The organism is Marinobacter sp. E2 (genome assembly GCF_055755345.1).
In genome coordinates this window covers 29,747-54,292 of sequence record NZ_CM146911.1, presented here as the reverse complement: position 1 = coordinate 54,292, position 24,546 = coordinate 29,747, and the positions used below count along the sequence as shown (strand labels likewise).

Sequence of the window (24,546 nt, the reverse complement as noted above, 5' to 3'; positions counted from 1 at the left end):
CAGATTCAATACAGTGGTTGGCGGGGGATCAGGGGTTGGTAACCTTGTCGCCAACCTCCAGCGCCTGGGTGGCCTGCAACACCAGGCCATAGCTCATTTTTTCATAGGCCTGGAAAACCATCAGCAGGCCGGCACGCTCCGAGGGCAGCTCGATGGTTTCACCGGTGACCGGATCGCGAACCAGGTTGCCGCTCTGCAGCACCGCCATTACATTGCCCGATTGCAGGCCGTCACGGGTACCGCGGTTGATGGCCACCACGTCATACTGGCCAATCTGGGTAACACCGCCATCCACCGCAATCATCTGCCCCTCGACGTTCTCATCGGGCGCGCTGGGAACGAAACTGGTGGCGATGGGACGGTTGACGTTAGTCAGCAGACGATCGCCAATCCGCACTTCCTGGTTGGTGGCGGTCAGGTCCACGGTGAGGACATCGCCATTTTCAGCAGCCACCGAGCCTGCGCCGATGCTCTTCGCTTCCAGGCCGAGGAACTCGCCGGTCTCCGGATCACGGAATTCCTTGCTGCGACGGAACACGCCCACCTTGTCGGCCGGCTTCTTGCCCCGGGCATACAGGCGGTCACCGGCGCCGGTAATGATGCGGCCGTCCTCGCCCTCAAGCACCTTAGGCGCGCCCTGGAGTTCTTCCGGGCTGACAATGCGGGTGTCGGTCAGGAAACTGCCAATGGCGTCCAGCGGAATGGCGGGAATCGGGGTATCGATCGGCTCGGAGCGAACCTTAGGCGACAGCTTCACTACATCACTGGTCGCCACTTTGGTGATACGGGGCTTACCGTCGATGTAAACCAGCGCCAGCTGGTCACCCGGGTAAATAAGGTGCGGATTGGCGACCTGGGGATTCACGTGCCAGATCTCCGGCCAGTACCAGGGGTTGTTCAGAAAACGGCCAGAGATGTCCCAGAGGGTGTCACCCTTCACAACGGTGTAACGATCGGGATGATCAGACCGCAGCTCCGGTGCAGCATGGGCCCAGGAGGTGATAAGCAGCGTTGTTGCTGCCAGAGCGTACAGCAGTTTCCTCATTGTGTAAGTCCTTGATCGCGTGCCTTGATTCTTTGCATTCTTTTCGGATGCAGTCAGTTTTCTGCAGCTTATTACGATGCTATTCCAGTTACTATAGAAGAAGTCTCGCAAATTGTGATGTTATCTTTTGTTCTTCCAGTAAATTCTACGGCGTCGACGAAAGATTTTAACTATTGACTGATCAGTTTGTACTCAATCGGCGAATTGTTGGATAATGACGGTATGCCGATTACAGAGCCCGCCGCGCGTTGAAAGCGGCGGACCTGCCCCGATAATAGTAGAGGCAGGGTAGAAAATGTCGCAGTACGCCGTCGCAAATCGGAGACCGTTTTCACACTGTTACAAAAGTTAAACGAGCGGCTCGCGCGCGGCCATCGGAACGTCGGATCACATTCAGAGCACCAGGTTAAGATACAGCCCTATGATACTAGAGATTCTCGAATACCCGGATCCCCGTTTGCGCACCATCGCCAAACCGGTGGAAGAAGTGACAGACGCCGATCGCAAGCTGATCGACGACATGTTCGAGACCATGTACGATGCGCCCGGTATCGGCCTGGCAGCCACCCAGGTGAACGTGCACAAACAGATCATCGTGATGGATCTGTCCGAGGACAAGAGCGAGCCCCGGGTGTTCATCAACCCGGAAGTGACCGTTCTGGATGGCGAGAAAGAGGCCATGCAAGAGGGCTGCCTGTCGGTGCCCGGCTTCTACGAGGACGTGGAGCGAATCGAGCACTGCCTGATCAAGGCCCTCGACCGGGACGGAAAGCCGTTCGAGCTCGAGGCTCGGGGCCTGCTGGCGGTGTGCATCCAGCACGAGATGGATCACCTGAACGGCAAGCTGTTCGTGGACTACCTGAGTTCGCTCAAGCGCAACCGTATCCGCAAGAAGCTGGAAAAGCTGCACAAGAAAAGCGCCTGATTCGCCAGCGGGCGTTTGCCAGAACCAGAGATTGCGCCGGACCGGGTCACGACCCGGTCTTTTCGTATACAACGGAACAGAGATCACAACACCGTGCGACTTGTTTTTGCGGGCACCCCGGATTTCGCGGCCGAAGCACTCAGGGCCCTGATAGCGGCCGGCCACACCCTCGTTGGCGTGTACTCCCAGCCGGATAGGCCCGCTGGTCGGGGGCGCAAACTCCAACCCAGCCCGGTGAAGCAGGTAGCCCTGGACCACGATATCCCGGTGTTCCAGCCGGAAACCCTGAAAACCTCCGAAGCCCAGCAGGAACTTGCCAGTCTCGAACCCGAGGTCATGGTTGTAGCCGCCTACGGGCTGATTTTGCCCAAAGCGGTCCTGGAGATACCGGAACACGGCTGCCTGAACATCCATGCCTCCCTGCTGCCCCGCTGGCGCGGTGCGGCGCCCATCCAGCGTGCCATTGCCGCCGGCGATGCCGAAACCGGCATTACCATCATGCAGATGGACGAAGGCCTGGACACCGGTGCCATGCTGCTGAAGTCCATCACCCCCATTAACGCAGACGACACCGGTGGCAGCCTCCATGACCGCCTCGCGGAGCTGGGTGGCAAGGCCATCGTCAAGGCCCTGGAACTTCTCGCCAAAGGCGAGCTGGCCGGCGAAGCCCAGAACGACACCCAGGCCTGTTATGCCAGCAAGCTGAGCAAGACCGAGGGCCACATCGCCTGGCAGGCCGACGCCACCGATATCGAACGGCTGATCCGTGCCTTCAACCCCTGGCCAGGCACCTACACCGACCTGGGCGACCAGCGTATTCGCATTCATGAAGCGGAGGTGCTGGGCACCCAGAGCGGCAGGTCGCCGGGCACCGTTCTGCTTCGGGATCGCAATGGCATCGACATCGCCTGTGGAAAGGGAACCCTGCGCATTACCCGACTGCAACTGCCCGGGTCCCGGGCCCAGAGCGCAAACGACCTGATCAACGGTGGCAAAGAGCTGCTGATGCCCGGCCAGGAGCTACGCTGACATGGGCGATCAACCGCAGCCCATGCGCGCCATTGCCGCCGGCGTGATGCTCGCCGTGGAGAACGGTCAGTCCCTGTCCCAGTGTCTGCCACCTGCCCTGAACCGCCTGGCCGTGAACGAGCGGGCCGAATTGCAGGCGCTGTGCTTCGGTACCTGCCGCTGGTTCCATCGCCTCGACGCGGAACTGTCGGGGCGCCTGAACAAACCCCTGCGCAAACCGGACCGCATCGTCCACCATCTGATGCTGGTGGCCCTGTTCCAGCTGCGGTTCAGCCAGCAGGCCACCTACGCCGTGCTCAATGAAACCGTGGAAGCCTGCCGGGCCCTCGGCAAACCTCATCTCACCGGGCTGGTCAACGGTGTGCTGCGGGCTGCCGAAAGGGAAGGCGCGCCAGAGCCCGGGGACGATGCCGCACGCTTCAGCCACCCCCACTGGATGGTGGAAAAGCTGCGCCACAACTGGCCGGAAGACTGGCAGCAGATTCTCGAGGCCAACAACAACCAGGCCCCCATGACGCTGCGAGTCAACGCCCTGCGCTTTGCCCGGGAAGAATATCTGGCACTGCTGGCGGAGGCCGGTATCGACGCCAGCCCCACCCGCTTTGCACCTTACGGCATCCAGCTGGCCCGGCCGGTTCCGGTGGACCGTCTGCCCTGGTTCGCAGATGGGGCTGTCAGTGTTCAGGACGAAGCCGCGCAGCTGTGCACCACCCTGATGGACCTTGCTCCGGGCCAGCGCGTGCTGGATGCCTGCGCGGCCCCTGGCGGCAAGACCTGCGCCATTCTTGAAGCCTGCGCCGGCCTGGCGGAAGTGGTGGCCATTGACGAATCGGCAGACCGGCTGCCCCGGGTGCAGGAAAACCTGGAGCGCCTGGATCTGAACGCCACCCTGAAGCAGGCCGATGCCGCCGCCACCGACACCTGGTGGGACGGCGGCACGTTCGATCGCATCCTGCTGGATGTACCCTGCAGCGCCAGTGGCGTGATTCGCCGCCACCCGGACATCAAGATGCTGCGCCGGGAATCGGATGTAACCCCGCTGGCGGCAGTGCAGCTTGGGCTGCTGGACGCCCTCTGGGCTATCCTGAAACCCGGGGGCCGGCTGGTGTATGCGACCTGCTCGGTGTTTCCGCAGGAAAACCACCGTATAATCCAGCGGTTCCGCAAGGGGCAGACAGACGCCATCCTCGTTGAGCCGCAGGCGCAGTGGGGACGTGATATGGGGGCCGGGCGGCAACTGCTGCCCGATCCGGATAGCCATGACGGCTTTTTCTACGCCGTACTGGAGAAACCCGAACCATGAAAATCCTGATTCTCGGCGCCGGCCAGGTGGGCGGTACACTGGCCGAAAACCTCGCCAACGAGGCCAACGACATCACCCTCATCGACAGCGATGGGGCCCGGCTGCGCGAACTGCAGGACCGGCTGGATATCAGGACGGTACAGGGCAAGGCGTCTTACCCCACCGCCTTGCGCCAGGCCGGTGCCGAGGACGCCGACATGGTCATCGCCGTCACCAACAGCGACGAGACCAACATGGTGGCGTGCCAGGTGGCCAAGCTGCTGTACAAGACCCCCACCACCATCTGCCGGGTGCGGGCCAACGCCTACCTGGCCAAATCCGAGCTGTTTTATCAGCGGGACAAGACCAAGGATCTGGACAGCCTGCGGGGCTTTCCCATCGACGTACTGATCAGCCCGGAGCATCTGGTCACCAAGCACATCACTCGACTGATCGAAAACCCGGGCGCGCTCCAGGTGCTCGAGTTTTCCCGGGGTCTTACCCGGCTGGTTGCCATCCGGGCCGCCAAGGGGGGGCCGCTGGTGGGTCACGAGCTGTCCTACCTGCGCACCCACATGCCCAAGATCGATACCCGGGTGGCGGCGATTTTCCGCAAGGGCCGGGCGATCATGCCGGAAGGCAACACGGTGATCGAAGACGGCGACGAGGTGTTCTTCATTGCCGCGGCCGACCACATCAAATCGGTGATGAGTGAGCTGCAGCCGCTGATCAAGCCCTACAAGCGCATTTTTATCTGTGGCGGCGGCAACATCGGCCAGCGCCTGGCCAACACCCTGGAAAACCGGTATCAGGTCAAGCTGCTGGAACGCGACCACGAGCGCTGCGTGATGCTCTCCGAACATCTGCGCAAGACCGTGGTACTGGAGGGCAATGCCGCCAACAAGGACATCCTGCTGGAAGAGAACATCGAGAACACCGATGTCTTCTGTGCGGTCACCAACGACGACGAGGCCAACATCATGGCCTCGCTCCTGGCCAAGCGTCTTGGCGCCCGCAAGGTCCTGACCCTGATCAACAACCCCGACTACGTGGACCTGATCCAGGGTGGCGACATCGACGTGGCCATCTCCCCCCAGCAGACCACCATCGGCAGCCTGCTGACCCACGTACGCCGCGGCGACGTGGTAAACGTTCACTCACTGCGCCGGGGCGCTGCCGAGGCCATAGAGGCCATCGCCCATGGCGACCACCGCTCCTCCAAGGTGGTCGGCAAGCGGCTGGACGAGATCAACCTGCCGGAGGGCACCACCATCGGCGCCATCGTCCGGCGTAACGAGGTGCTGATTGCCCACGACCACCTGCGGATTCAGCCTGACGACCACGTCATCCTGTTTCTGGTGGACAAGACCCGGATCCGCGACGTGGAAAAACTGTTCCAGGTGGGACTGGCGTTCTTCTGATTCTAACCATGACAAATCAACAGCCTGGCGGGTACTTAGAAATGCAGCGCCAGCAAGCGTATAATGCGCGTTTCAAAAATTCCGGAGTGTCCCGGTAACGGGGCACGACACACAGACTGACCAGCAGGCAAGCGTCGTGACAGACAAGGCAACCAACACCTCCGCGCCGGATATCAAGACCTTTCAGGGTCTGATTCTGGCACTGCAGAATTTCTGGGCGCAGCACGGCTGCGTGGTTCTCCAGCCCCTGGACATGGAAGTGGGCGCGGGCACCTTCCACCCGGCCACCTTCCTGCGCGCCATTGGCCCGGAAACCTGGAACGCCGCCTACGTTCAGCCCAGCCGTCGTCCCACCGACGGCCGCTACGGCGAGAACCCGAACCGCCTGCAGCACTACTACCAGTTCCAGGTGGTGCTCAAGCCCTCGCCCGACAACATCCAGGAGCTGTACCTGGATTCGCTCCGGGCCCTGGGCCTGGATCCGCTGGTGCACGACATCCGCTTCGTGGAAGACAACTGGGAATCGCCGACACTCGGCGCCTGGGGCCTGGGCTGGGAAATCTGGCTGAACGGCATGGAAGTGACCCAGTTCACCTACTTCCAGCAGGTGGGCGGCCTGGAATGCTACCCGGTCACCGGTGAGCTGACCTACGGGCTTGAGCGCATCGCCATGTACCTGCAGGGCGTCGACAGCGTGTACGACCTGGTGTGGACAAAGGGCCCGGACGGCGTGGTGACTTACGGCGACGTGTTCCACCAGCAGGAAGTGGAGATGTCCACCTACAACTTCGAGCACGCCGACACTGAATTCCTGTTCCACAGCTTCGATGTTCACGAGCGTGAAAGCGCCCGGCTGATCGACGCTGGCCTGGCGTTGCCGGCCTACGAGCAGGTTCTCAAGGCTTCCCACACCTTCAACCTTCTGGACGCCCGACACGCCATCTCGGTGACCGAGCGCCAGCGCTTCATTCTGCGGGTTCGCACCCTGGCCCGTTCCGTCGCCCAGGCCTATTTCGACAGCCGTCGCTCGCTCGGCTTCCCGCTGGCGCCCGACGCCCTGCGCAAGGAAGTGCTGGCAGCCGCTGAGGCCGCCGACGACAAGGCCAACGGCAAGAAGGGCAAGAAAGCGAAGAAGGCACCGCAGGAACAGGGGAACGCATAATCATGGCAACACAGGATTTTCTGGTCGAACTGGGCACCGAAGAGCTGCCTCCCAAGGCCCTCAAGCCGCTGTCTGATGCCTTCACCCAGGGCATTGCCCGCGGTCTGGAAGAGGCCGGCATTGCCTTTGGCAAGGTGGAAGCCTTTGCCGCGCCCCGACGCCTGGCCGTGCGCGTACGCGACCTGGCCGATGCCCAGCCGGACAAGCCGGTGGAAAAACGTGGCCCGGCCGTGAAGGCGGCCTTTGATGACGCCGGCAACCCGACCCGGGCCCTGACCGGCTTCGCCACGTCCCTGGGCGTGACCCCGGACCAGCTCGACACCCTGGAAACCGACAAGGGTGCCTGGGTGGTCTACCGCACCGTGGAGCAGGGCAAGCCCACCGTGGAACTGATGCCGGAACTGGTGGAGCAATCACTGGCTGCCCTGCCGATCCCCAAACGCATGCGCTGGGGTGCCCACCGCACCGAATTTGTCCGCCCGGTACACTGGGTGGTGCTGCTGTTCGGCAACAAGGTGATTGAAACCCCGATCATGGGCCTGTCTCCGGGCAACAAAACCCGTGGCCACCGCTTCCACTGCCCGAAAAAGCTGATTGTGCCCACCCCCAGCGACTATGAAGTGGTGCTCAAGCAGGAAGGCTATGTGATTGCCGACTTCGCCGAGCGCCGTGAGCAGATCCGCGCCGGCGTCGCAGCCCTGGCCGAAAAGGAATCCGGCGGCAAGGCCGTGATTGACGAGGATCTGCTGGATGAAGTCACGGCCCTGAATGAATGGCCTGTGCCCCTGATGGGCCGCTTTGAGGAACGCTTCCTGGAGGTGCCGGCCGAGGCGCTGATCTCCTCCATGAAGGAACACCAGAAATACTTCCACGTGGTCGCTGCCGATGGCGAAATGCTGCCGTTGTTCATCACCGTGGCCAACATCGAAAGCAAGGATCCCACCCAGGTCGTCGCCGGCAACGAGAAAGTGATCCGGCCCCGGCTGTCGGACGCAGCGTTCTTCTACGAAACCGACCGCAAGACACGGCTTGAGGATCGCATCGACGCCCTCAAGCCGATCGTGTTCCAGGAAAAGCTGGGCAGCATCCACGACAAATCCGTGCGGGTTGCGGCCCTGGCGAAGAAAATCGCCGATGCCATCGGCAGCGATCCGGCCCTGGCCGAGCGCGCGGCCATGCTGGCCAAGACCGACCTGGTCACCGAGATGGTGCTGGAGTTCACCGACCTGCAGGGCATCATGGGCCAGTATTACGCCGCCAACGACGGCGAACCGGAGGATGTGGCCAAAGCCCTGAACGAGCAGTACATGCCGCGTTTTGCCGGTGACGACCTGCCCACCACCCTGACCGGTTGCGCCGTGGCCATCGCCGACCGGCTCGACTCGCTGGTGGGCCTGTTCGGCATCAACCAGCCGCCGTCCGGCACCCGGGACCCGTTCGCCCTGCGTCGCGCCGCCCTCGGGGTGCTGCGCATCATCATTGAACGGGCACTGCCGCTGGACCTGCAGACTTGCTGCCAGTGGGCGGAGGAAAACTTCACCGTGCTGACCGAGCAGAATACCGCCAGCACCGTGGTGGATTACATGCTGGAACGCTTCCGGGCCCATTACGAAGAGCAGGGCATTGGCGCTGAAGTCTATCTGGCCGTGCACGCCCGCCGACCCACCCGTCCGCTGGATTTCGACCGCCGGGTGAAGGCGGTGGAAGCCTTCCGCCAGCTGCCCGAGGCCCAGGCCCTGGCCGGCGCCAACAAGCGGGTGTCGAACATCCTCACCAAGCAGGGCGGGGACAGTGTGGGCGAAACCATTGACGCGAGCCTGCTGCAGGACAGCGCAGAAAAAGCCCTGGCCGAACAGGTTGAAGCCCAGGCCGACAAGGTTGTGCCACTGTTCGAGGCCGGTGACTACGCCAGTGCCCTGAGCTCCCTGGCCAGCCTGCGGGAACCGGTGGACAACTTCTTTGACGAGGTGATGGTCATGGCCGACGATAAGGCCATCCGCAACAACCGCCTGGCGCTGCTCAACCGGCTGCGCAACCTGTTCCTGCGGGTGGCCGATATCAGCCTGCTGCCAACAGCCGGCTGATATCGACTCCGGGAGCGCGGGCACGGCCATGCTGATCATCCTCGACCGGGATGGGGTCATCAACCAGTACGATGGCAACTACATCTGCTCGGCGGATGAATGGCAGCCTATTCCCGGTAGCGTGGAAGCGGTAGCCCGGCTCTGCAACGCCGGTCACCGCATCGCCATTGCCACCAACCAGTCGGGTATTGCCCGGGGCTACTACGACACTGATGCCCTGGACACCATGCACGAAAAGCTGGAACGACTGGTGGAAGCCGAAGGCGGCTGCATCGATTTCATTGCCTACTGTCCCCACCACCCGGACGACCACTGCTCGTGCCGCAAACCTCTCACCGGACTGCTTGACCAGATCCGCCGGCATTTCCACCTGAACTCCCTTGAAGGCGCCATCATGGTGGGCGACAGCCGCAAAGACCTGGAAGCCGCGCACTCGGGCAAGTGCCAGCCAATCCTGGTACGAACCGGCAACGGCCTGGACACCGAGCGCCACCTGGACGCCCGGCCCATCCCCGGGGCCCGGGTGGCGATCTACAACAATCTCAGCGAATTTACGGATGCCCTTTTATCCGCCGAGGGCTGGTAAAAGCAAAGCGAATCCGTATAATACCGCCCGTTGTTCGGCGTGTGGCGCAGCTTGGTAGCGCACTTCGTTCGGGACGAAGGGGTCGCAGGTTCGAATCCTGCCACGCCGACCACTTTCCCGCTGAATAGATTTGCCTCCCTCCTTCAAAGAATCGACTCTGTTCCTGGCATCCAGAACCGCGTTAATGGCGACCGGCCCGGTGCACCCGTTTTTCTGAATTAAATAGTTGCAAATACTCATTGTTCGGGAACAAAAACATACACAAAACTGGCAGCCTCTGAGGGCTTTGTTGTCTACGCTTCTTTTTGAAGCGGCGAAGCCGTCCTGTTCCAAGGAACAACCATGCGCAAAAACCTGCCAGTCACCAACCATGAACGTACCTATTCACCTTCCCAGAAACTGATTTCCTCCACCGACCTGAAAGGCAAGATCCGCCATTGCAACCAGGCGTTCGTGGACGTCAGCGGCTTTACCCGTGAAGAACTCATCGGCCAGCCCCACAATATTGTGCGGCACCCGGACATGCCGTCGGAGGCCTACGCCAACATGTGGTCCTATCTCAAGGCCGGCAAGCCCTGGATGGGCATGGTGAAGAACCGCTGCAAGAACGGCGACTATTACTGGGTCAGCGCCTATGTCACACCGGTCACCGAGAAGGGCGAGATCATCGGGTACGAATCCGTGCGTTCCTGCCCGGACCGGAAGGACGTCGAGCGGGCCGAGAAGGTCTATGCCGCCATTCGCGCCGGTAAATCCGGTGCTTCCCTGTGGAAGCGTATGTCCGGCCCGGGCCTCATGGTCGCCGCTGTCATTGTGGCCGCCGCGGCCCTGTTCCTCGCCGGGCAAACCCTGCTGTCGCAGCTGGTACTCGGCGGAGGTATCCTTGCCTACGGGGTGTGGATGCAGCTCTCAAGGCGGCAACTGGCGAACTCGGTGATGGATTTGCTTGACCAGAACTTCTCCGATCCCCTCGCCGCCAGTACCTACACAGACGACGATCTGGGCCTTGGCCGGATCAAGGTCGGAATCAAGGCCATGCGCTCCCATCTGGACGCGGTACTGACGCGCATCGAGGATTCCGCCGGACAGGTCAAGACGTCGGCAGTCAAAGGGCTGGAGATCGCCTACGACGCCCAGGATACCCTGCACAAGCAACAGGCCGAAACCGAACAGGTCGCCGCCGCTGTGCATGAGATGTCGCAGACCATTGCCGATGTGTCGGCCAACGTGCAGGCCACCGCCGACAAGGCCGAGGGCGCCCGGGAATTCGCCGACCAGGGTTCGGAAGTGGTGGCCGGTACCCGCAAGGCCATCGAGCATCTGAAAACCACTGTTCACGAAATCAGTGCCTCGGTGGGCGAGGTGTCCATCCAGACCCAGCAGATTGCCGCAGCCGCAAAGATCATTGAAGACATTGCCGACCAGACCAACCTTCTGGCCCTGAATGCCGCCATCGAAGCCGCCCGTGCCGGCGAACATGGCCGGGGATTCGCGGTGGTGGCTGATGAAGTGCGCGGCCTGGCCAAACGTACCCGGGATTCCACCAGCGACATCCACAACATTGTCAGCGGGCTGATCACCCGCTCGTCGGAGTCGGTGAAAGTGGCTGACCAGGGCAAGGCCGCTGCCGATACGGGCCTGGAGCAGATGCTGGAGGCGGAGAAAACCCTGAGTGACATCGCCACGTCCGTGAGCACCATTGCCGAAATGGCCATGCAGATGGCCGCAGCCGTGGAAGAACAGGCCCAGGTGTCAGACCAGATCAACGAACAGGTGGAGAACATTTCCAGCCTGGCCAAAAACAATCTGGCGAAAGGCGAAGAATCCACCCATAGTGTCAAGGAGATGGAGCAGATTGCAGGCGAGCTCCACGAACTGGTTGTCAGGTTCAAGTAGTCACGGAACCTTCCTGGAGCAATGGATGACAAACCCGGGTATCGAAAAACGCAGATTGGCGGCGCTTGAACGCCTGGGCATTCTCGACACCCCGCCGGAGGAACGGTTTGAGCGGCTGACACGGATCGCGAAACATTACTACGGCGTCAAAACCGCGCTCTTCTCGGTACTCGATACCGAGCGCCAGTGGTTCAAATCGAAGCAGGGCTTCGAGGCAGCCGAGACGCCACGCTCCGTGGCGTTTTGCGACTACGCCATCCAGCAGGACAAAATCCTGCTGGTGGAGGACGCCACCCGGGACCCCCGCTTCCGGAACAACCCCCTGGTCACCGGCAAGCCGCACATTCGCTTCTATGCGGGCATGCCAGTGCGCGAGCCCAGTGGCTTCAAGATTGGCACCCTGTGCATCATTGACGACCGACCTCGCCAGTTCACCGAAATTGAACTGGACGTTCTGCGCAGCCTGGCCAGCATTGTTGAGGACGAGCTCGAAAGGGCCTACCTCCAGGCCGATGACGGCGAATTTGTGAAGGTGTCACACCTGAGCCGGGCCATTCATCGGGCGCAGAACGTGTTCCTCACCAATGACAACGAGCACGCCGCTTTCGAACTGATGCTCAATGATCTGCTGACACTGACGGGCAGCCAGTTCGGATTTATCGGTGAAATCCTGCACCGGGAGGATGGCACGCCATTTCTCAGGGTCGGCGCCATCACCAACATTGCCTGGAGCCCGGAAACCCAGGCGCTTTTTCAGGAAGTCGAGCGCCGGGGCATGGTGTTCGACCGCCTGGATAATATGCTTGGCCTGCCCATGACCACCGGTGAGGTCATCGTTTCCGCCGATGTGGCCTCGGATTCCCGGGCCAAGGGCCTGCCCGAGGGCCACCCCCCGATCACCAGCTACATTGGCATACCGGTGTTCTCCGGCGACCAGCAGATCGGCCTGATTGGCCTGGCCAACCGCGCCGGCGGCTACTCGGTGAAACTGGCCGATGAGCTGGAACCGCTGATGCAGACCCTGGGCAACCTGATCGAACGCAAGCGGCTCTATCAGGAGAAGCGCGACCATCAAAAAAACCTCGAGCAGGCTGCCAACTACGATGCCCTGACCGGTCTGCCGAACCGGCGCCGGATGACCGAACTGTTCGAGCAGGAGCTGGAAGAGGCCCGAAAGCGCGAAGGCCTGGTGTCGGTGTGCTTCATTGATCTGGACGGTTTCAAGGAGATCAACGACCAGCACGGCCACGCCGTTGGCGACGCGGTGCTGAAATCGGTGGCGGAACGGCTGCTGGGGAGCGTGCGGGCCCACGACGTGGTTGCACGCCTGGGCGGCGACGAGTTTGTCGCCATTCTCCGGGATGTGGACGACGAACGGGTCTATGCCAGGCTGCTGGAGGCCATCCGCGAGCCCATCAGTTACCGGCGCCATGTGCTGCACCTCTCAGGCAGCATGGGCGTTACCGTCTATCCCGAGGATGATTCCGACACCGACCAGTTGCTGCGCCACGCCGACCAGGCCATGTACGCGGCCAAGGAAGCCGGCAAGAACCATTACGTGCTGTTCGACCTGGATTCCCATCACTCCCGCAAGGAACGCATCCGGGTGATCGAGCAGATGGGCACGGGACGAACTGGAACTTTATTACCAGCCAAAGATTCATTTCGGCAGACGTCAGGTGGAGGGTTTCGAGGCGCTCCTGCGCTGGAACCACCCCGAGGACGGCGTACTGGGCCCGGGGCATTTCCTGGATCACATTGAATACACCGAATACGCCTGCAAGGTCGGCAACTTTGTGCTGGGTGAGGCCATTGCGCGACTCCGGGATTTCCACAGCCGGAATCTGCCCTACAGCATCAGCGTGAATCTCAGCCCCTCCCATTTCCTGGGGCCGGGCTTTCGAGAGGACCTGGAGCAGGCCCTGTCTGACTGCCCGGCCGAGATCCGCTCGCGCCTCATTCTCGAGGTGCTGGAAACCACGGCGCTGGACGATACCGACCGGGTGCTCGAGCACCTTGCCTTCTGCCGGGAGCTCGGGGTGGATGTATCGCTGGATGATTTTGGCACCGGTTACTCGTCGCTGGATCTGTTCCGGCGGCTGACCGCCCAGGAGATCAAGGTTGACCGCTCGTTCGTAACCGACATGCTTACCAATCCGGACAGCGAAATGATTGTGAGCGCGATTGTCAGCCTCTCGAAAAGCTTCCGGCGCCGACTGGTGGCGGAAGGCATCGAGTCGGCCGAGGCCGAGGCGAAGCTGATCGAATTGGGCTGTGAACTTGGCCAGGGTTTCTTCTACAGCAAACCCATGCCCCTGGCCCCCGCCCTGGAGTGGGCGGCGTGTTTTAACTGGGAATCCCGGCGTGACCAATCGGCCTGAACACTGAGTGAATGGAAGGACTCATGGAACTGACTCCGGAAATACGGCTGAAAGCCATTCTTGAAGGCACCGGCGCCGGCACCTGGGAATGGAACCTGGACTCGGGCGAGGTCATCTACAACCCGCGCTGGGCAGATCTGTTGGGTTACTCTCTGGAAGAGCTGGAACCGGTGACCTTCAAGACCTGGGAAGACCTTTGCCATCCGGTAGACCTTCAGAATGCCCGGGAGGCCCTGGCCAACTACCTTGATGGCCAGAATCCCCAATTCGAGTGTGTGGTGCGCATGCTCCACAAATCCGGCGACTGGCGTTATATCCATACCCGGGGCTGCCTGCTGACGGACGACCAGGGCCGCAATACCCGCTGGCTGATGGGCACTCACCTGGACGTTACCCGGGAGAAAGTCAGTGAACACCAACTGCAGCAACTGTCCAAATCCCTGCCCGGCATCATTTACACCTTTGTGATGGAGCCAAGCGGGCACTACTATTTTCGCTATGTAAGTGAGAAGACCCAGGATTTCTACGGACTGTCGCCGGCACAGTGCCTGCAGGACCCAGAGTTGGTCTTCAACCTCGTTCATCCGGATGATCTGGCGCCCCTGCGTGAAAGCATTGCGGTATCGGCAGAGACCTTGTCCGAATGGGTCTGTGAATACCGGGTACAGGTGGCGGGCCGGGTCACCTGGCTCAGCGGCGTGGCCCAGCCGGAGCAGGATCCGGATGGCACGATCACCTGGCACGGCATGGTCACCAATATTGACCGGCAGAAAACCCTTGAACAGGAACTGGAGCAGCTGTCCATTACCGACGAGCTGACCGGGCTATACAACCGCCGTTACATGCTCCGGAAACTTCAGGAATCCATGGCGCAGGGAGAACGCTACGGCGAGACCTTCTCTCTCATCTCTCTGGACATCGACTTCTTCAAAGCCATCAACGATTCCTACGGCCACCCTATGGGCGACACTGTGCTGAAACGGTTTGCCGAGATCATTGACTCACGGACGCGTAAGACGGATGTAGTGGCTCGAACCGGCGGCGAGGAGTTCATGATTTTCATGCCGAACACCGGCCTTGCAGAAGCCGGGCATGTGGCGGAATTACTGCGCACGGCCATGGAAAACGAGCGGTTTGTCAGCTTCGAGGGCACGGTGTTCAACGTGACCTTCAGTGCCGGCGTGGTGAACTGGTCCGGCGAGGGCGGCGAGCACACCTCGGTGCGAGAGCTGCTCGCCGCCTGCGACCAGTCGCTGTACGCGGCCAAACGGTCTGGCCGGAATCGGGTAGTCGCCGACAACAACGGCCAATGATCCGGGGCCGTCTTTCAGCGTATTGATATCGTCTGCAACCACCATAAACGGAGTACCCGCATGATTGGATACGTTACCCTCGGCGTCAGTGACATGGAGAAAGCCAAGGCCTTCTACACAGACCTGCTCGCCGATCAAGGCGCCAAGGTGCTGCTCGATATGGGTCGCATCACCTTCATCGGCAAAAACATGAGCTCCCCGATGCTGGCCGTGTGTGTACCCTACAACGAACAGCCAAACCATCCTGGCAACGGCAATATGGTTGCCATTCCGGCCGGCTCGAAAGAATCCGTAGACGCCCTCTATAAAAAAGCAATCGAGCTTGGAGCGACCTGCGACGGCGAGCCTGGCCAGAGAATTCCCAACCAGTTCTACGGCGCCTATGTGAAGGACCCGGACGGCAACAAGCTGGCGTTTTTCGTATTCGGCTGAACACCGATGGCCCTCGTGTGAGGGCCATGTTTCCCCTGTTAACCTGCCGCAGCCGCCACTTCTGCCTTGCCGGTTTTCACCAGCGCGTAACCAAATCCAATCACCAGCGAGCCCACGGCAATCGCCAGAAGGTAGGGCAGGACCGCGCTCACCGCATTGGGAATGGCCAGCACAAACAGGCCGCCATGAGGCGCCATCAGCTTTACGGCGAACAGCATCGACAGCGCGCCGGTAATGGCTCCGCCAATCATGCACACCGGAATCACCCGCAAGGGATCCTTGGCCATGAAGGGGATGGCGCCTTCCGAAATGAAGCACAGGCCCAGCACAAACGACGCCCGCCCGGCCTGGCGCTCGGCCTCGGCAAATTTGCGCCGCGCCACGAAGGAGGCCACGCCCATACCGATGGCCGGCACCATGCCTGCGGCCATGATTGCCGCCATGGGGGCTGAACCGCCACTGCCTTCCGACAACAGCCCGACCCCGAAGGTGTAAGCGGCCTTGTTCACGGGCCCGCCCAGGTCGAAGCACATCATGGCACCGAGGATACCGCCGAGCAGGATGGCATTGGTGGTACCCATGCTTTCCAGGAACGAGGTCAGGGCGTCCATGATCGCCGCCATGGGCTCGCCGATCACGTAAATCATGCCGAGGCCGGTCACCAGGCTGGCCAGCAAAGGAATGATCAGGATGGGCTTGAGGGACTCGATGCTCTCGGGCATGGGCAGCTTCTGGCTGATAAAGCGGGCCACGTAACCGGCCAGGAAGCCGGCGGCAATGCCGCCCAGAAAACCCGCGCCAAGTTCACCGGCCAGGTAGCCGCCAATCATGCCCGGCGCCAGCCCGGGGCGGTCGGCAATGGACCAGGCGATATAGCCCGCCAGCAGCGGAATCATCAGCTTGAAAGCAGTGCCACCGCCGATCTGCATGAGAGCCGCCGCCAGGGTGCCTTCCTGCTGGAAGGCCTCAATACCAAACACGAACGACAGGGCAATCAGCAACCCGCCGGCCACCACCATCGGCAGCATGAACGACACGCCGGTCAGCAGGTGCTTGTAGGGCCCCCGCTTTTCGCCGCCGGCACTGCTGGCCGCCTTCTGGGGACCAGACTCAAGAACCTCCGCCTCGGCCAGGGCATCGCGGATGGTATCGGCGGGTTTTTTCAGGGCCGTACCGGTGGAAGTACGCCACACCCGCTTGCCGGCAAACCGGCCCGGGTCCACCTCAATATCGCAGGCCAGAATGACCACGTCGGCGTTGGCGATCTCATCGCCGGTCAGGGGGTCCTGGGCGCCTACCGAGCCCTGGGTTTCCACCCGGATCCGGTGGCCTGCCGATTCCGCCGCGGCGGTCAGCGCCTCGGCGGCCATGAAGGTGTGAGCAACACCGGTGGGGCAGGCGGTTACCGCGACGATGCGCTTGCCGGCCGAGGCACGGCTCTCCTCAGCGCCAGAGGAGGCCGGTGGCGCGCCGGCGCTGGCCGGATCCCAGGGCGCGGCTTCTGCCCTCGCCCGGTCGAGAATGGCGTCCGGATCCGGAAGCGCCGCCGTTACCGGCACCTGCAGGAGGGGTTTGCCGGCATAGGCATCGAGATTCACCGGCACGCCCAGCGCGGCGATGACCAGATCGGTATTCTCGATCGTGGCCGCATCGGGCAAGCTGTCCGCTTGTCCATCCGGCCCCCGGCTGTCGGTGGTTACCGACCAGCCACGCCGGTTCGCGGCCCGCTCCAGGGCCCGGGCGGCCAGAAAACGGGTTGCCACGCCCTGGGGGCAGGCAGTCACAATGATCAGGTTCATAACGGCATCTCTCCGGTCTTGTTGTCCTCGGGCCATGCCTGCACCCGGGTCTGTTGGAGAAGGGAAGAAAAGTCCGGCGCCCCGGGGTTTCCGACCCCGCTATGGCGCACACATTCAGCGGACAGGGCAGTGGCAAACGTCAATACTGCGGCATCGGGCTGGCCTGCGAGCACGCCGTGGAGCATGCCCGCCAGCAGGGTATCGCCGGCACACACGGTACTGACCACCGGCACCGGCGGCACCTGTGAGCGCAGTCTGCCCCCGGGTGAGGACCACAGCACGCCGTCCGCGCCCATGGACACCACCACGCTGGCGATACCGCTGTCATGCAGACGGGCAACCGCGCTTGCCACAGAAGCCAGGTCCGTCAAAGGCTCGCCCAGCCATTCCGACAGTTCCTCAGTGTTGGGTTTAACGGCGAAAGGCCCCGCCTTGAGACCGGCCTTCAGGCCCTCGCCACTGGCGTCCAGCCATACGGGCTTGCCGGCATCCGCGGCCTGCCGAATCGGGCTTGCCATCGCAGGCGCCGGCAGGCCCGCGGGCAGGCTGCCGGCAATCACCACCGCGTCACAGGCTTTCAGCAACGGGGGCAACCGGTCTTGCAGGCGTTTCAGGGCGTCATCCGGCACGTGGAACCCGGGCCCGTTCAGGTCAGTCATCCGGCCGCCGTTCTCGGCGATCTTGATGTTGATGCGGTTCTGGCCCGGGATACGCACAAACTGGTCATCCAGGCCCTCAACCTCGAACAGGCGCTCGAAAGGACCGGCATTGGCCTCGCCCAGGAGGCCGGACACCGTGACCGAATGGCCCAGGCTCGCCAGCACACGGGCCACGTTGATGCCCTTCCCGGCCGGCTCCAGCCGGGTATTGCCGGTGCGATTGACCTCGCCCGGAACCAGCACCGGAGTTTCGACACTCAGGTCCAGGGCCGGGTTAAGGGTCACAGTAAGAACCTTGGCCATCACCAGGCCTCCAGGGCATCACGCACCTCGGACGCAGTTGCCAGGGACAAGGCGACCTCGGCCTGGCGACGGGCATTTTCAAGGCTGAGGCCTCGAATACAGGCCTTCACCAGGGGCACCCGGCGACTGGTCACCGACAGTTCGTCCACCTCCAGGCCCACCAGTACCGGAATGGCCTGGGGGTCCGACGCCAGCTCGCCGCACACCCCAACCCAGCGATCGTGGGCATGGGCCGCCTCCACGGTCATGCGGATCAGCCGCAGCACCGAGGGGTGCAGACCGTCCGATTCCGCCGACAGCTGGCCGTGGCCACGGTCGATGGCCAGGGTGTACTGGGTCAGATCGTTGGTGCCAACCGAGAAGAAGTCCACTTCCGGCGCCAGGGTGGAAGCCAGCAGGGCACAGGAAGGCACTTCGATCATCACGCCCACCTGGACATCACTGGCCCTTACTTCCGCCTGCACCCTGGAGACGATGGCCCGGGCTGCACGGAACTCCTCCAGATCCTTCACCATGGGGAACATGATGCGAAGGGGCCGGTCGCCGGCGGCGGTCAGCAGGGCCCGAACCTGGGTTTCCAGGATGTCCGGGCGGGTCAGCGAGAGCCGGATACCCCGCATGCCCAGGAACGGGTTGTCTTCCTGGGGCAGCGGCCAGTAATCCAGGGGTTTGTCACCACCTACATCCAGGGTGCGCGCCACCAGCGGCAGGCCGTTCAACGCATCGAACGCCTGCTGGTACTCCCGGACCTGGGTGGCCGAATCGGGCGCTTCCGGGTGGGCCATGAAAATAAACTCGGTACGCAGCAGGCCAACGCCATCGGCGCCGCGGTCCACGGCGTCCGGCGTGTGGGCGGTATTGCCCAGGTTGGCGCAGACCTCGATGGTGTGGCCATCTAGGGTGGTGGCCGGCTGGTGCCGGTTTTCATGGGCTTCCGCCTGCAGGGATTCCAGTTGCTGCAAACGCCGCCGGATCTTCTCGCAGCGCTCGACACCGGGGTTCGGCACCAGGCAGCCGCGTTCACCGTCCACCACCAGATTGGCACCCTCGGGGATGGTCAGTATGCGCTCCCCGGCACCCACCACCGCCGGCAAACCCAGGGCCCGTGCCAGGATGGCGCTGTGGGAGGTGGCGCCGCCCCGGGCAGTGACCAGGCCCCGCACCCGGGTGGTGTCGAGCCGGGCCACGTCCGATGGCCCAAGATCGTCGGCCACCAGCACATAGGGTGTATCCGGTGGTGTCGGCATGGCGACACCGCAGAGATTCGCCAGCACCCGGCGGCCGACATCCCGAAGATCCGCGGCCCGTTCCGCCAGCAGGCGATCGGCCAGGGCTTCCTGGGCCCGGGCCGCGGTATCGATGGCCTGCCACCAGCCGGCCTCCGCGGAGCTGCCTTCGTTGATCGCTTCCAGTGCCGCCTGATACAGGTCCTCGTCCTGCAGCATTTCTACATGCACCGAGAGAATCGGCGCGGCCTCCCCGCCTTCAGCCTGCCGGATCAGGCTCCGCAGCTGGCCATCCGAGTCGTCCAGGGCCCGGTTCAGACGCTGGATCTCGTGCTCGCTGTCGGCTGCGGATGCCTGGTATTCCAGTACCGGCTGGCGCATGACAAACGCCGGCGCCAGCGCCAGGCCCGGCGAGGCCGCCACGGCTTTCACAGGCTGGTCATCGGCCAGGGGTTCAGCGGGTTGGGGTTTCGACTCGGAGGACGGCCGCTCGGCCTGACGCAGGGGCGACACCGTTTCGCCAAGGCCTTCCTCAATGGCCCGGGTCAGGGCCTGGATGGCCGTTTCGGCCTCGTCGCCGGTGGCCGACAGCAGGAGCGTCTGGCCCCGGCGAGCGCCCAGGCCGATCACCCGGGTGAGGCTGGTGGCCGATACCGCACTGCCGTCGCCTTCGAGCAGTCGAATCCGGATGGCGGCATTGTGGCGACGCGCCTCCTGCACCAGCTGTTTGGCGGGCCGGGCGTGCAGACCGTGGGTATTGAGCAGGGTCACCCTGGCGGTGACCGCATCGGCCGCTTCGCCGGACAGTCTGGCCAGCACGGCCTCGGCGCTCAGGCCGTCGATCGGCTCGCCGCTGGCCAGGAAGTGATCGATACGATCGAGCAGGTCGTGGCATTCGTCGCCGGGGCCAGCCAGGCAGAACACCCCTTGCAGTTCGGGAGAGGTGCGCTTCGGAGTGGCCAGAGCCAGGGTCGGACGCCGGGCGCCAACGGTATGGTGGGTCAGCCAGAAGCCCTGGCCCAGGTCCACTGGCGGCTGACCGATGATACTGGCGAGGAAGTCGGTGCCGACGCAGTTCAGGCGCTGCAGACGCGCTGCCGCCACCAGGGCCAGCTCATTAGTGGTGGTGGCGTCGACGCCCAGGCACAGGGTCTCGCTGTCGCACCTGGCCACCGTTGGCGCTTTCGACAACAGCGCCACCAGTTCCTCCGCCTCCGTTGCCCGGGCGAGCTTGTCGGCAAGGCCGGGCTTGTCCAGCACGCGGGTGAGGTGGCGGAGAATCTCCAGATGTTCATCTGACTGGGCGGCGATGGCCACCAGCACGTGAACGCGGGCGCCGTCGTGCCAGGTGACGCCATCCGGGAACTGCAGCAGCCGGATACCGGTGGCCAGCACCGCCTCGCGGCTCTGGGGCGTGCCGTGGGGAATGGCGATGCCGTTGCCCAGTACCGTGGAGGATTGCTGTTCCCGGGCCATCATGCCGTCCCGGTAAGCGGTGGCGGTTCGGCCGGCCTGTTCAAGGTCTCGGGCTGCCTGGGTCAGGGCATCCTGCCAGTCAGTGGCCCTGGCACCCAGTCGAACGTCGTTGGCAGTGAGCGTCAGCATGTGCGTGCCTCGCTTTTTGTTCTGGTTGCGCGTTCCGTTCTGGTAACGCCTCGTCGTTTTTGTTTGCTGAATCGTGTCAGCATGCTTAAAATCGATCATGAAACAGATATGATCAGAAATCAAGCAATCTTTGAGGGGAGCGGTTCACCATGACGCTTGCGGAACTGGCCCGACTGGCCGGCGTATCCCGAACCACCGCCAGCTACGTGCTAAACGGGCAGGGGCCGGCCCGGCGCATCAAACCGGAAACCATCGACAAGGTGCTGGCAGTGGCACAGGCCCATGACTTCCAGGTGGATACCCAGGCCGCGGCCCTTCGGGGTGGGGCCAGCCGCACGCTTGGCTTCATCCTTCCGGATCTGGAAAACACCAGCTACGCCCGGCTGGCCAAGCTGCTCGAGCAGGGTGCCCGGGCCAAGGGTTATCAGTTGCTGATTGCCGGCTCCGACGACAATCCCGCCACCGAGAAAGCCCTTGCGAAAGCCCTGAAAGCCCGGCGCTGCGATGCCCTGATCGTGGCTAGCGCGCTGGCGCCGGACGACCCCTTCTACCCGCAATTACAAAAGGCCGGATTGCCGGTGGTGGCGGTGGATCGGGCCCAGTCACCCGATCAGTTGCACTGCGTGCTCAGCGACAACCGCGCGGCGGCCCACGAACTGACCCACTCGGTTCTCGCGCCTGGCACCGCCCGCATCGCGTGGCTGGATGCCGTACCGGAACTGGCGATGACCCGGGACCGGCGGGCAGGCTTTCAGGCCGCCGCTGGCGAGGCCGGCGTCTCCACGCTCATCGAGAGCGGCTCCCATTACGACCGGGATTCCGGTGCCGCCATGATGCGGCGGATTCTTCGCGAAGACGGGCTGCCGGACGCGCTGGTCACCGCCTCGTACACGCTGCTTCAGGGGGTACTGGACGTGTTGCTTGAGCTTCCGGGAGGGCTACCGGAGCAGCTACGCCTGGCCACCTTCGGCGATGACCGGCTGCTGGATTTCCTGCCGGTTTCGGTCAATTCCCTGCCCCAGGACCACGAAGCCATCGCCCGGGCGACCCTTGATCAGGCCATGGCGGCGCTGGTGCCCGGAACCCCGTGCAAAACGGTCACCATCAACCGTTCGCTGAAGACTCGCCCGAGAGCGGCGGGCCCGCGGGCTCCGCAAACCACCACCGGGGCAGCAGCCGACTGACACCGGGCTGCAGGAAGCGGTCGTCAATCAGCCAGATCACGCCCCGGTCCTCCGGTGTCCGGATGACCCGGCCTGCCGCCTGGGCCACTTTCTGCAATCCTGGAACCTGGTAGGTGTAGTCGTAGCCAGCCTGGAAACGCTGTTCCAGGCGAACCTTCAGCCGCTCGTGCCAGGCATCGAAGGGTGGCAGACCGAGGGTGGCCACAAAGGCGCCGATCAACTGGTTACCGGGCAGATCAATGCCCTCGCTGAACACCCCGCCCAGCACCGCAAACGCCACCGCGCCCGCCGGCTCCCGGAATCCGGCCAGAAACTCGCTCCGCTGCTGTGCCGACATGCCCGGCTGCTGGGAGCGCTGGGGCACGTCCGGCGCCTGCCGGGCCAGTGCTTCACTGACCTGCCGGGCGTACTGAAAGCTGCTGAAGAACGCCAGGTAATGCCCGGGCCGTTCGCGGAACTGGCGGGCAATCAGGTAGGCAATCGGTACCAGCGATGCCTCCCGGTGAACCTGGCGGGTACTGATGCCGGGCGTGAACTGTACCTGTAGCTGGTCGGCGTTGAACGGACTGGGCAGTGCGGCAAAGCGGGCATGGTCCGGCAAGCCCAGAAGGTCCCGGTAATACACCCCGGGGCTCAGGGTGGCGGAGAACAACAGCACCGAATGCGCGGCCTCGAACCGCTCCCGCAGGAAATCGGCCGGAATCAGATTCTGGATACTCACGCTGGCGCGGCCCCGGCCAGCACGCTGGAACTCACACAGGGAGTGGTCACCGAAGGTGTCCGCCAGTTTCATGAAAGCCACGCTTTCGAACAGCAGCTCCTGCAGGGCCAGATCGGGCGGATGTTCCGCCAGGTAATCGGTGAGACTGGAAACCAGACCCTGGAGAGCACCGATCAGCGGCCCCGGCAAGGTATCCAGGAACACCGGCGCGTCCTGTTCGTTCCCGTGGTCGCGAATCAGGCTTTGCCAGGCCCGGGCGGTACGATCCAGCGCCGATTTCAGCACCTTCGGCGCGGATTTGCGCAACCGCAACAACCGTTGTTGGTCCAGCCGTACCGAATACATGCCCCGGCCGCGGTCCACCAGGTTGTGGGCCTCGTCCACGAGCACGCCAGCCTTCCAGTTGTTCTGGCGAAGCAGGCCATGGAGCAGGGCGGATTGATCGAACAGCCGGTTCACATCACCGATCACCAGATCGCTCCAGCGGGCCATTTCCTGGGCCAGAAAATAGGGGCAGATGTCGTGGCCGGCGGCAATCCTCGCCAGCGCGGCCTGGTCCAGAACGCCCCGGGTCTGTGCCGCCTCGGCGCGGGCATCCGGCAGCCGATCGAAGAAGCCTTTTGCCAGCGGGCAGGATTCGCCATGGCAGGCCTTGTCCGGGTGCTCACAGGCGTCGTCCCTGGATACCAGCTCCAGGGTCCTCAACGGCCAGGCCGGACTGTCCTGGGCATCGTGCAACCGGGCCACCGCCTCCCTGGCCAACTGGCGGGCGGTGTTGCGGCAGGTCAGGTAGAACAGCCGGTCCTGGCCGGTGGTCGGCATCGCCTTCAGGGCCGGGAACAGGGTACCCAGGGTCTTGCCCAGGCCAGTGGGCGCCTCCAGCAGCAGCGTGCCGGATCGCACCGTGTTCTTGTACACCGTTTCCGCCAGCCGCCGTTGCACCGGGCGAAACGTCGGGAATGGGAAAGTCAGGCCGGCCAGCAGCGCGTTACGCTGCTCGTGGTGGTGTTCCTCCTGTTCAGCCCAGGCCCGATAGCGCCCGCACAGGTCTTCCAGCTCCTGCCAGAGCTCTCCCGCCGTGGCGGTTTCCACCACGGTGGTTTCCCGGTCCTTACCGGTATCGTAGTAAATCAGCGCCAGCTCCACGCTGGCTCGTTGCTCCTGGCGGCACAGCAGGGCACCGTAGGCCCGCAACTGGGCCCGGTGGAGCGCCCGCTGGTGCTCGCGGATGCGGGAGAGGTCGCCCCGGTGGGTCTTGATCTCCTCGAGCCGACCCGCGTGCGGGTGGTAGCCATCCGAGCGCCCGGACAGCGTCAACCCGAGGCACTCACCGGTCAGCGGGTACTCACTCTGATAGCCGTAGCCACGCCGCGACTGGATGGCCTGATGGCCGGCGATGCCCTCCTCGGCAGTGGGTGCGGGCGTATACCTGAAATCCAGGTCGCCCCGGCGGGCAGCGAATTCGCACAGCGTCCGGACGGCTACCTTGATGG

The 24,546-nt window shown here is 63.3% G+C and carries 18 protein-coding genes and 1 tRNA gene; 14 read left to right on the top strand and 5 right to left on the bottom strand.

Going from position 1 to position 24,546, the window contains the following annotated elements; all coding sequences use genetic code 11:
• Nucleotides 1-28 precede the first annotated feature (28 nt).
• Nucleotides 29-1,045 (bottom strand): LysM peptidoglycan-binding domain-containing protein, encoded by a 1,017-nt coding sequence (locus tag AC0J1C_RS00185; protein WP_473045058.1) that lies wholly within the window; start codon nt 1,043-1,045, stop codon nt 29-31.
• Nucleotides 1,046-1,466: 421 nt separating this feature from the next.
• Here AC0J1C_RS00185 and def point away from each other — a divergent pair, with 421 nt between their 5' ends.
• The 13 genes from def to AC0J1C_RS00120 all read left to right on the top strand — a co-directional run bounded on the left by def (nt 1,467) and on the right by AC0J1C_RS00120 (nt 15,556).
• Nucleotides 1,467-1,970: a peptide deformylase gene (gene def / locus AC0J1C_RS00180; RefSeq protein WP_375193524.1), complete on the top strand. Its 504-nt coding sequence runs from the start codon at nt 1,467-1,469 to the stop codon at nt 1,968-1,970.
• A 93-nt stretch (nt 1,971-2,063) separates the two neighbouring features.
• On the top strand, nt 2,064-2,999 hold the full coding sequence (fmt, locus tag AC0J1C_RS00175; protein ID WP_473045056.1) for a methionyl-tRNA formyltransferase: 936 nt from the start codon (nt 2,064-2,066) through the stop codon (nt 2,997-2,999).
• Nucleotide 3,000: 1 nt separating this feature from the next.
• Nucleotides 3,001-4,302 carry a 16S rRNA (cytosine(967)-C(5))-methyltransferase RsmB gene (gene rsmB / locus AC0J1C_RS00170; RefSeq protein WP_473045055.1) on the top strand — a complete coding sequence of 434 codons (1,302 nt, stop codon included), beginning with the start codon at nt 3,001-3,003 and terminating at the stop codon, nt 4,300-4,302.
• Nucleotides 4,299-5,702 (top strand): Trk system potassium transporter TrkA, encoded by a 1,404-nt coding sequence (gene trkA / locus AC0J1C_RS00165; RefSeq protein ID WP_091989316.1) that lies wholly within the window; start codon nt 4,299-4,301, stop codon nt 5,700-5,702. Before rsmB ends, trkA begins: the two co-directional genes overlap by 4 nt.
• Nucleotides 5,703-5,838: 136 nt before the next feature.
• Nucleotides 5,839-6,864: a glycine--tRNA ligase subunit alpha gene (gene glyQ / locus AC0J1C_RS00160; protein ID WP_473045054.1), complete on the top strand. Its 1,026-nt coding sequence runs from the start codon at nt 5,839-5,841 to the stop codon at nt 6,862-6,864.
• Nucleotides 6,865-6,866: 2 nt separating this feature from the next.
• Nucleotides 6,867-8,948: a glycine--tRNA ligase subunit beta gene (gene glyS, locus AC0J1C_RS00155; RefSeq protein ID WP_473045053.1), complete on the top strand. Its 2,082-nt coding sequence runs from the start codon at nt 6,867-6,869 to the stop codon at nt 8,946-8,948.
• A 28-nt stretch (nt 8,949-8,976) separates the two neighbouring features.
• A complete protein-coding gene (gene gmhB / locus AC0J1C_RS00150; protein ID WP_473045052.1) occupies nt 8,977-9,534 on the top strand; it encodes a D-glycero-beta-D-manno-heptose 1,7-bisphosphate 7-phosphatase in 558 nt (185 codons plus the stop codon).
• 35 nt (nt 9,535-9,569) lie between these two features.
• Nucleotides 9,570-9,646 (top strand) — tRNA-Pro (locus tag AC0J1C_RS00145).
• Between the two features lie 230 nt (nt 9,647-9,876).
• Entirely contained in the window at nt 9,877-11,430 is a 1,554-nt protein-coding gene (locus AC0J1C_RS00140) for a methyl-accepting chemotaxis protein (RefSeq protein ID WP_473045051.1), read from the top strand.
• 25 nt (nt 11,431-11,455) lie between these two features.
• Nucleotides 11,456-13,192, top strand: a complete 1,737-nt coding sequence (locus AC0J1C_RS00135) for a sensor domain-containing diguanylate cyclase (RefSeq protein ID WP_473045050.1) — start codon at nt 11,456-11,458, stop codon at nt 13,190-13,192.
• Nucleotides 13,110-13,811 (top strand): EAL domain-containing protein, encoded by a 702-nt coding sequence (locus tag AC0J1C_RS00130; protein WP_473045048.1) that lies wholly within the window; start codon nt 13,110-13,112, stop codon nt 13,809-13,811. The genes AC0J1C_RS00135 and AC0J1C_RS00130 overlap by 83 nt, the downstream gene beginning before the upstream one ends.
• Nucleotides 13,812-13,834: 23 nt before the next feature.
• Nucleotides 13,835-15,124, top strand: a complete 1,290-nt coding sequence (locus AC0J1C_RS00125) for a sensor domain-containing diguanylate cyclase (protein WP_473045046.1) — start codon at nt 13,835-13,837, stop codon at nt 15,122-15,124.
• A gap of 60 nt (nt 15,125-15,184) precedes the next feature.
• Nucleotides 15,185-15,556 carry a VOC family protein gene (locus AC0J1C_RS00120; protein ID WP_473045045.1) on the top strand — a complete coding sequence of 124 codons (372 nt, stop codon included), beginning with the start codon at nt 15,185-15,187 and terminating at the stop codon, nt 15,554-15,556.
• Nucleotides 15,557-15,594: 38 nt separating this feature from the next.
• Here AC0J1C_RS00120 and AC0J1C_RS00115 read toward each other — a convergent pair whose 3' ends face one another.
• The 3 genes from AC0J1C_RS00115 to ptsP are packed head-to-tail and all read right to left on the bottom strand — an operon-like array spanning nt 15,595 to nt 21,148.
• Complete coding sequence (locus AC0J1C_RS00115) at nt 15,595-17,355, bottom strand: PTS fructose-like transporter subunit IIB (protein WP_473045043.1); 1,761 nt, start codon at nt 17,353-17,355, stop codon at nt 15,595-15,597.
• Entirely contained in the window at nt 17,352-18,317 is a 966-nt protein-coding gene (gene pfkB, locus AC0J1C_RS00110; RefSeq protein WP_473045041.1) for a 1-phosphofructokinase, read from the bottom strand. Before pfkB ends, AC0J1C_RS00115 begins: the two co-directional genes overlap by 4 nt.
• Nucleotides 18,317-21,148, bottom strand: coding sequence for a phosphoenolpyruvate--protein phosphotransferase (gene ptsP / locus AC0J1C_RS00105; protein WP_473045040.1), 2,832 nt, complete (start codon nt 21,146-21,148; stop codon nt 18,317-18,319). The genes pfkB and ptsP overlap by 1 nt, the downstream gene beginning before the upstream one ends.
• A 149-nt stretch (nt 21,149-21,297) precedes the next feature.
• On the opposite strand from ptsP, the gene cra reads away from it, so the two are divergent.
• Nucleotides 21,298-22,332, top strand: a complete 1,035-nt coding sequence (gene cra / locus AC0J1C_RS00100; protein ID WP_473045039.1) for a catabolite repressor/activator — start codon at nt 21,298-21,300, stop codon at nt 22,330-22,332.
• Here the strand turns inward: cra and AC0J1C_RS00095 are convergent.
• Nucleotides 22,253-24,544 (bottom strand): helicase C-terminal domain-containing protein, encoded by a 2,292-nt coding sequence (locus tag AC0J1C_RS00095; RefSeq protein ID WP_473046583.1) that lies wholly within the window; start codon nt 24,542-24,544, stop codon nt 22,253-22,255. The two genes, cra and AC0J1C_RS00095, sit on opposite strands and share 80 nt — an antisense overlap.
• Nucleotides 24,545-24,546: the final 2 nt, after the last annotated feature.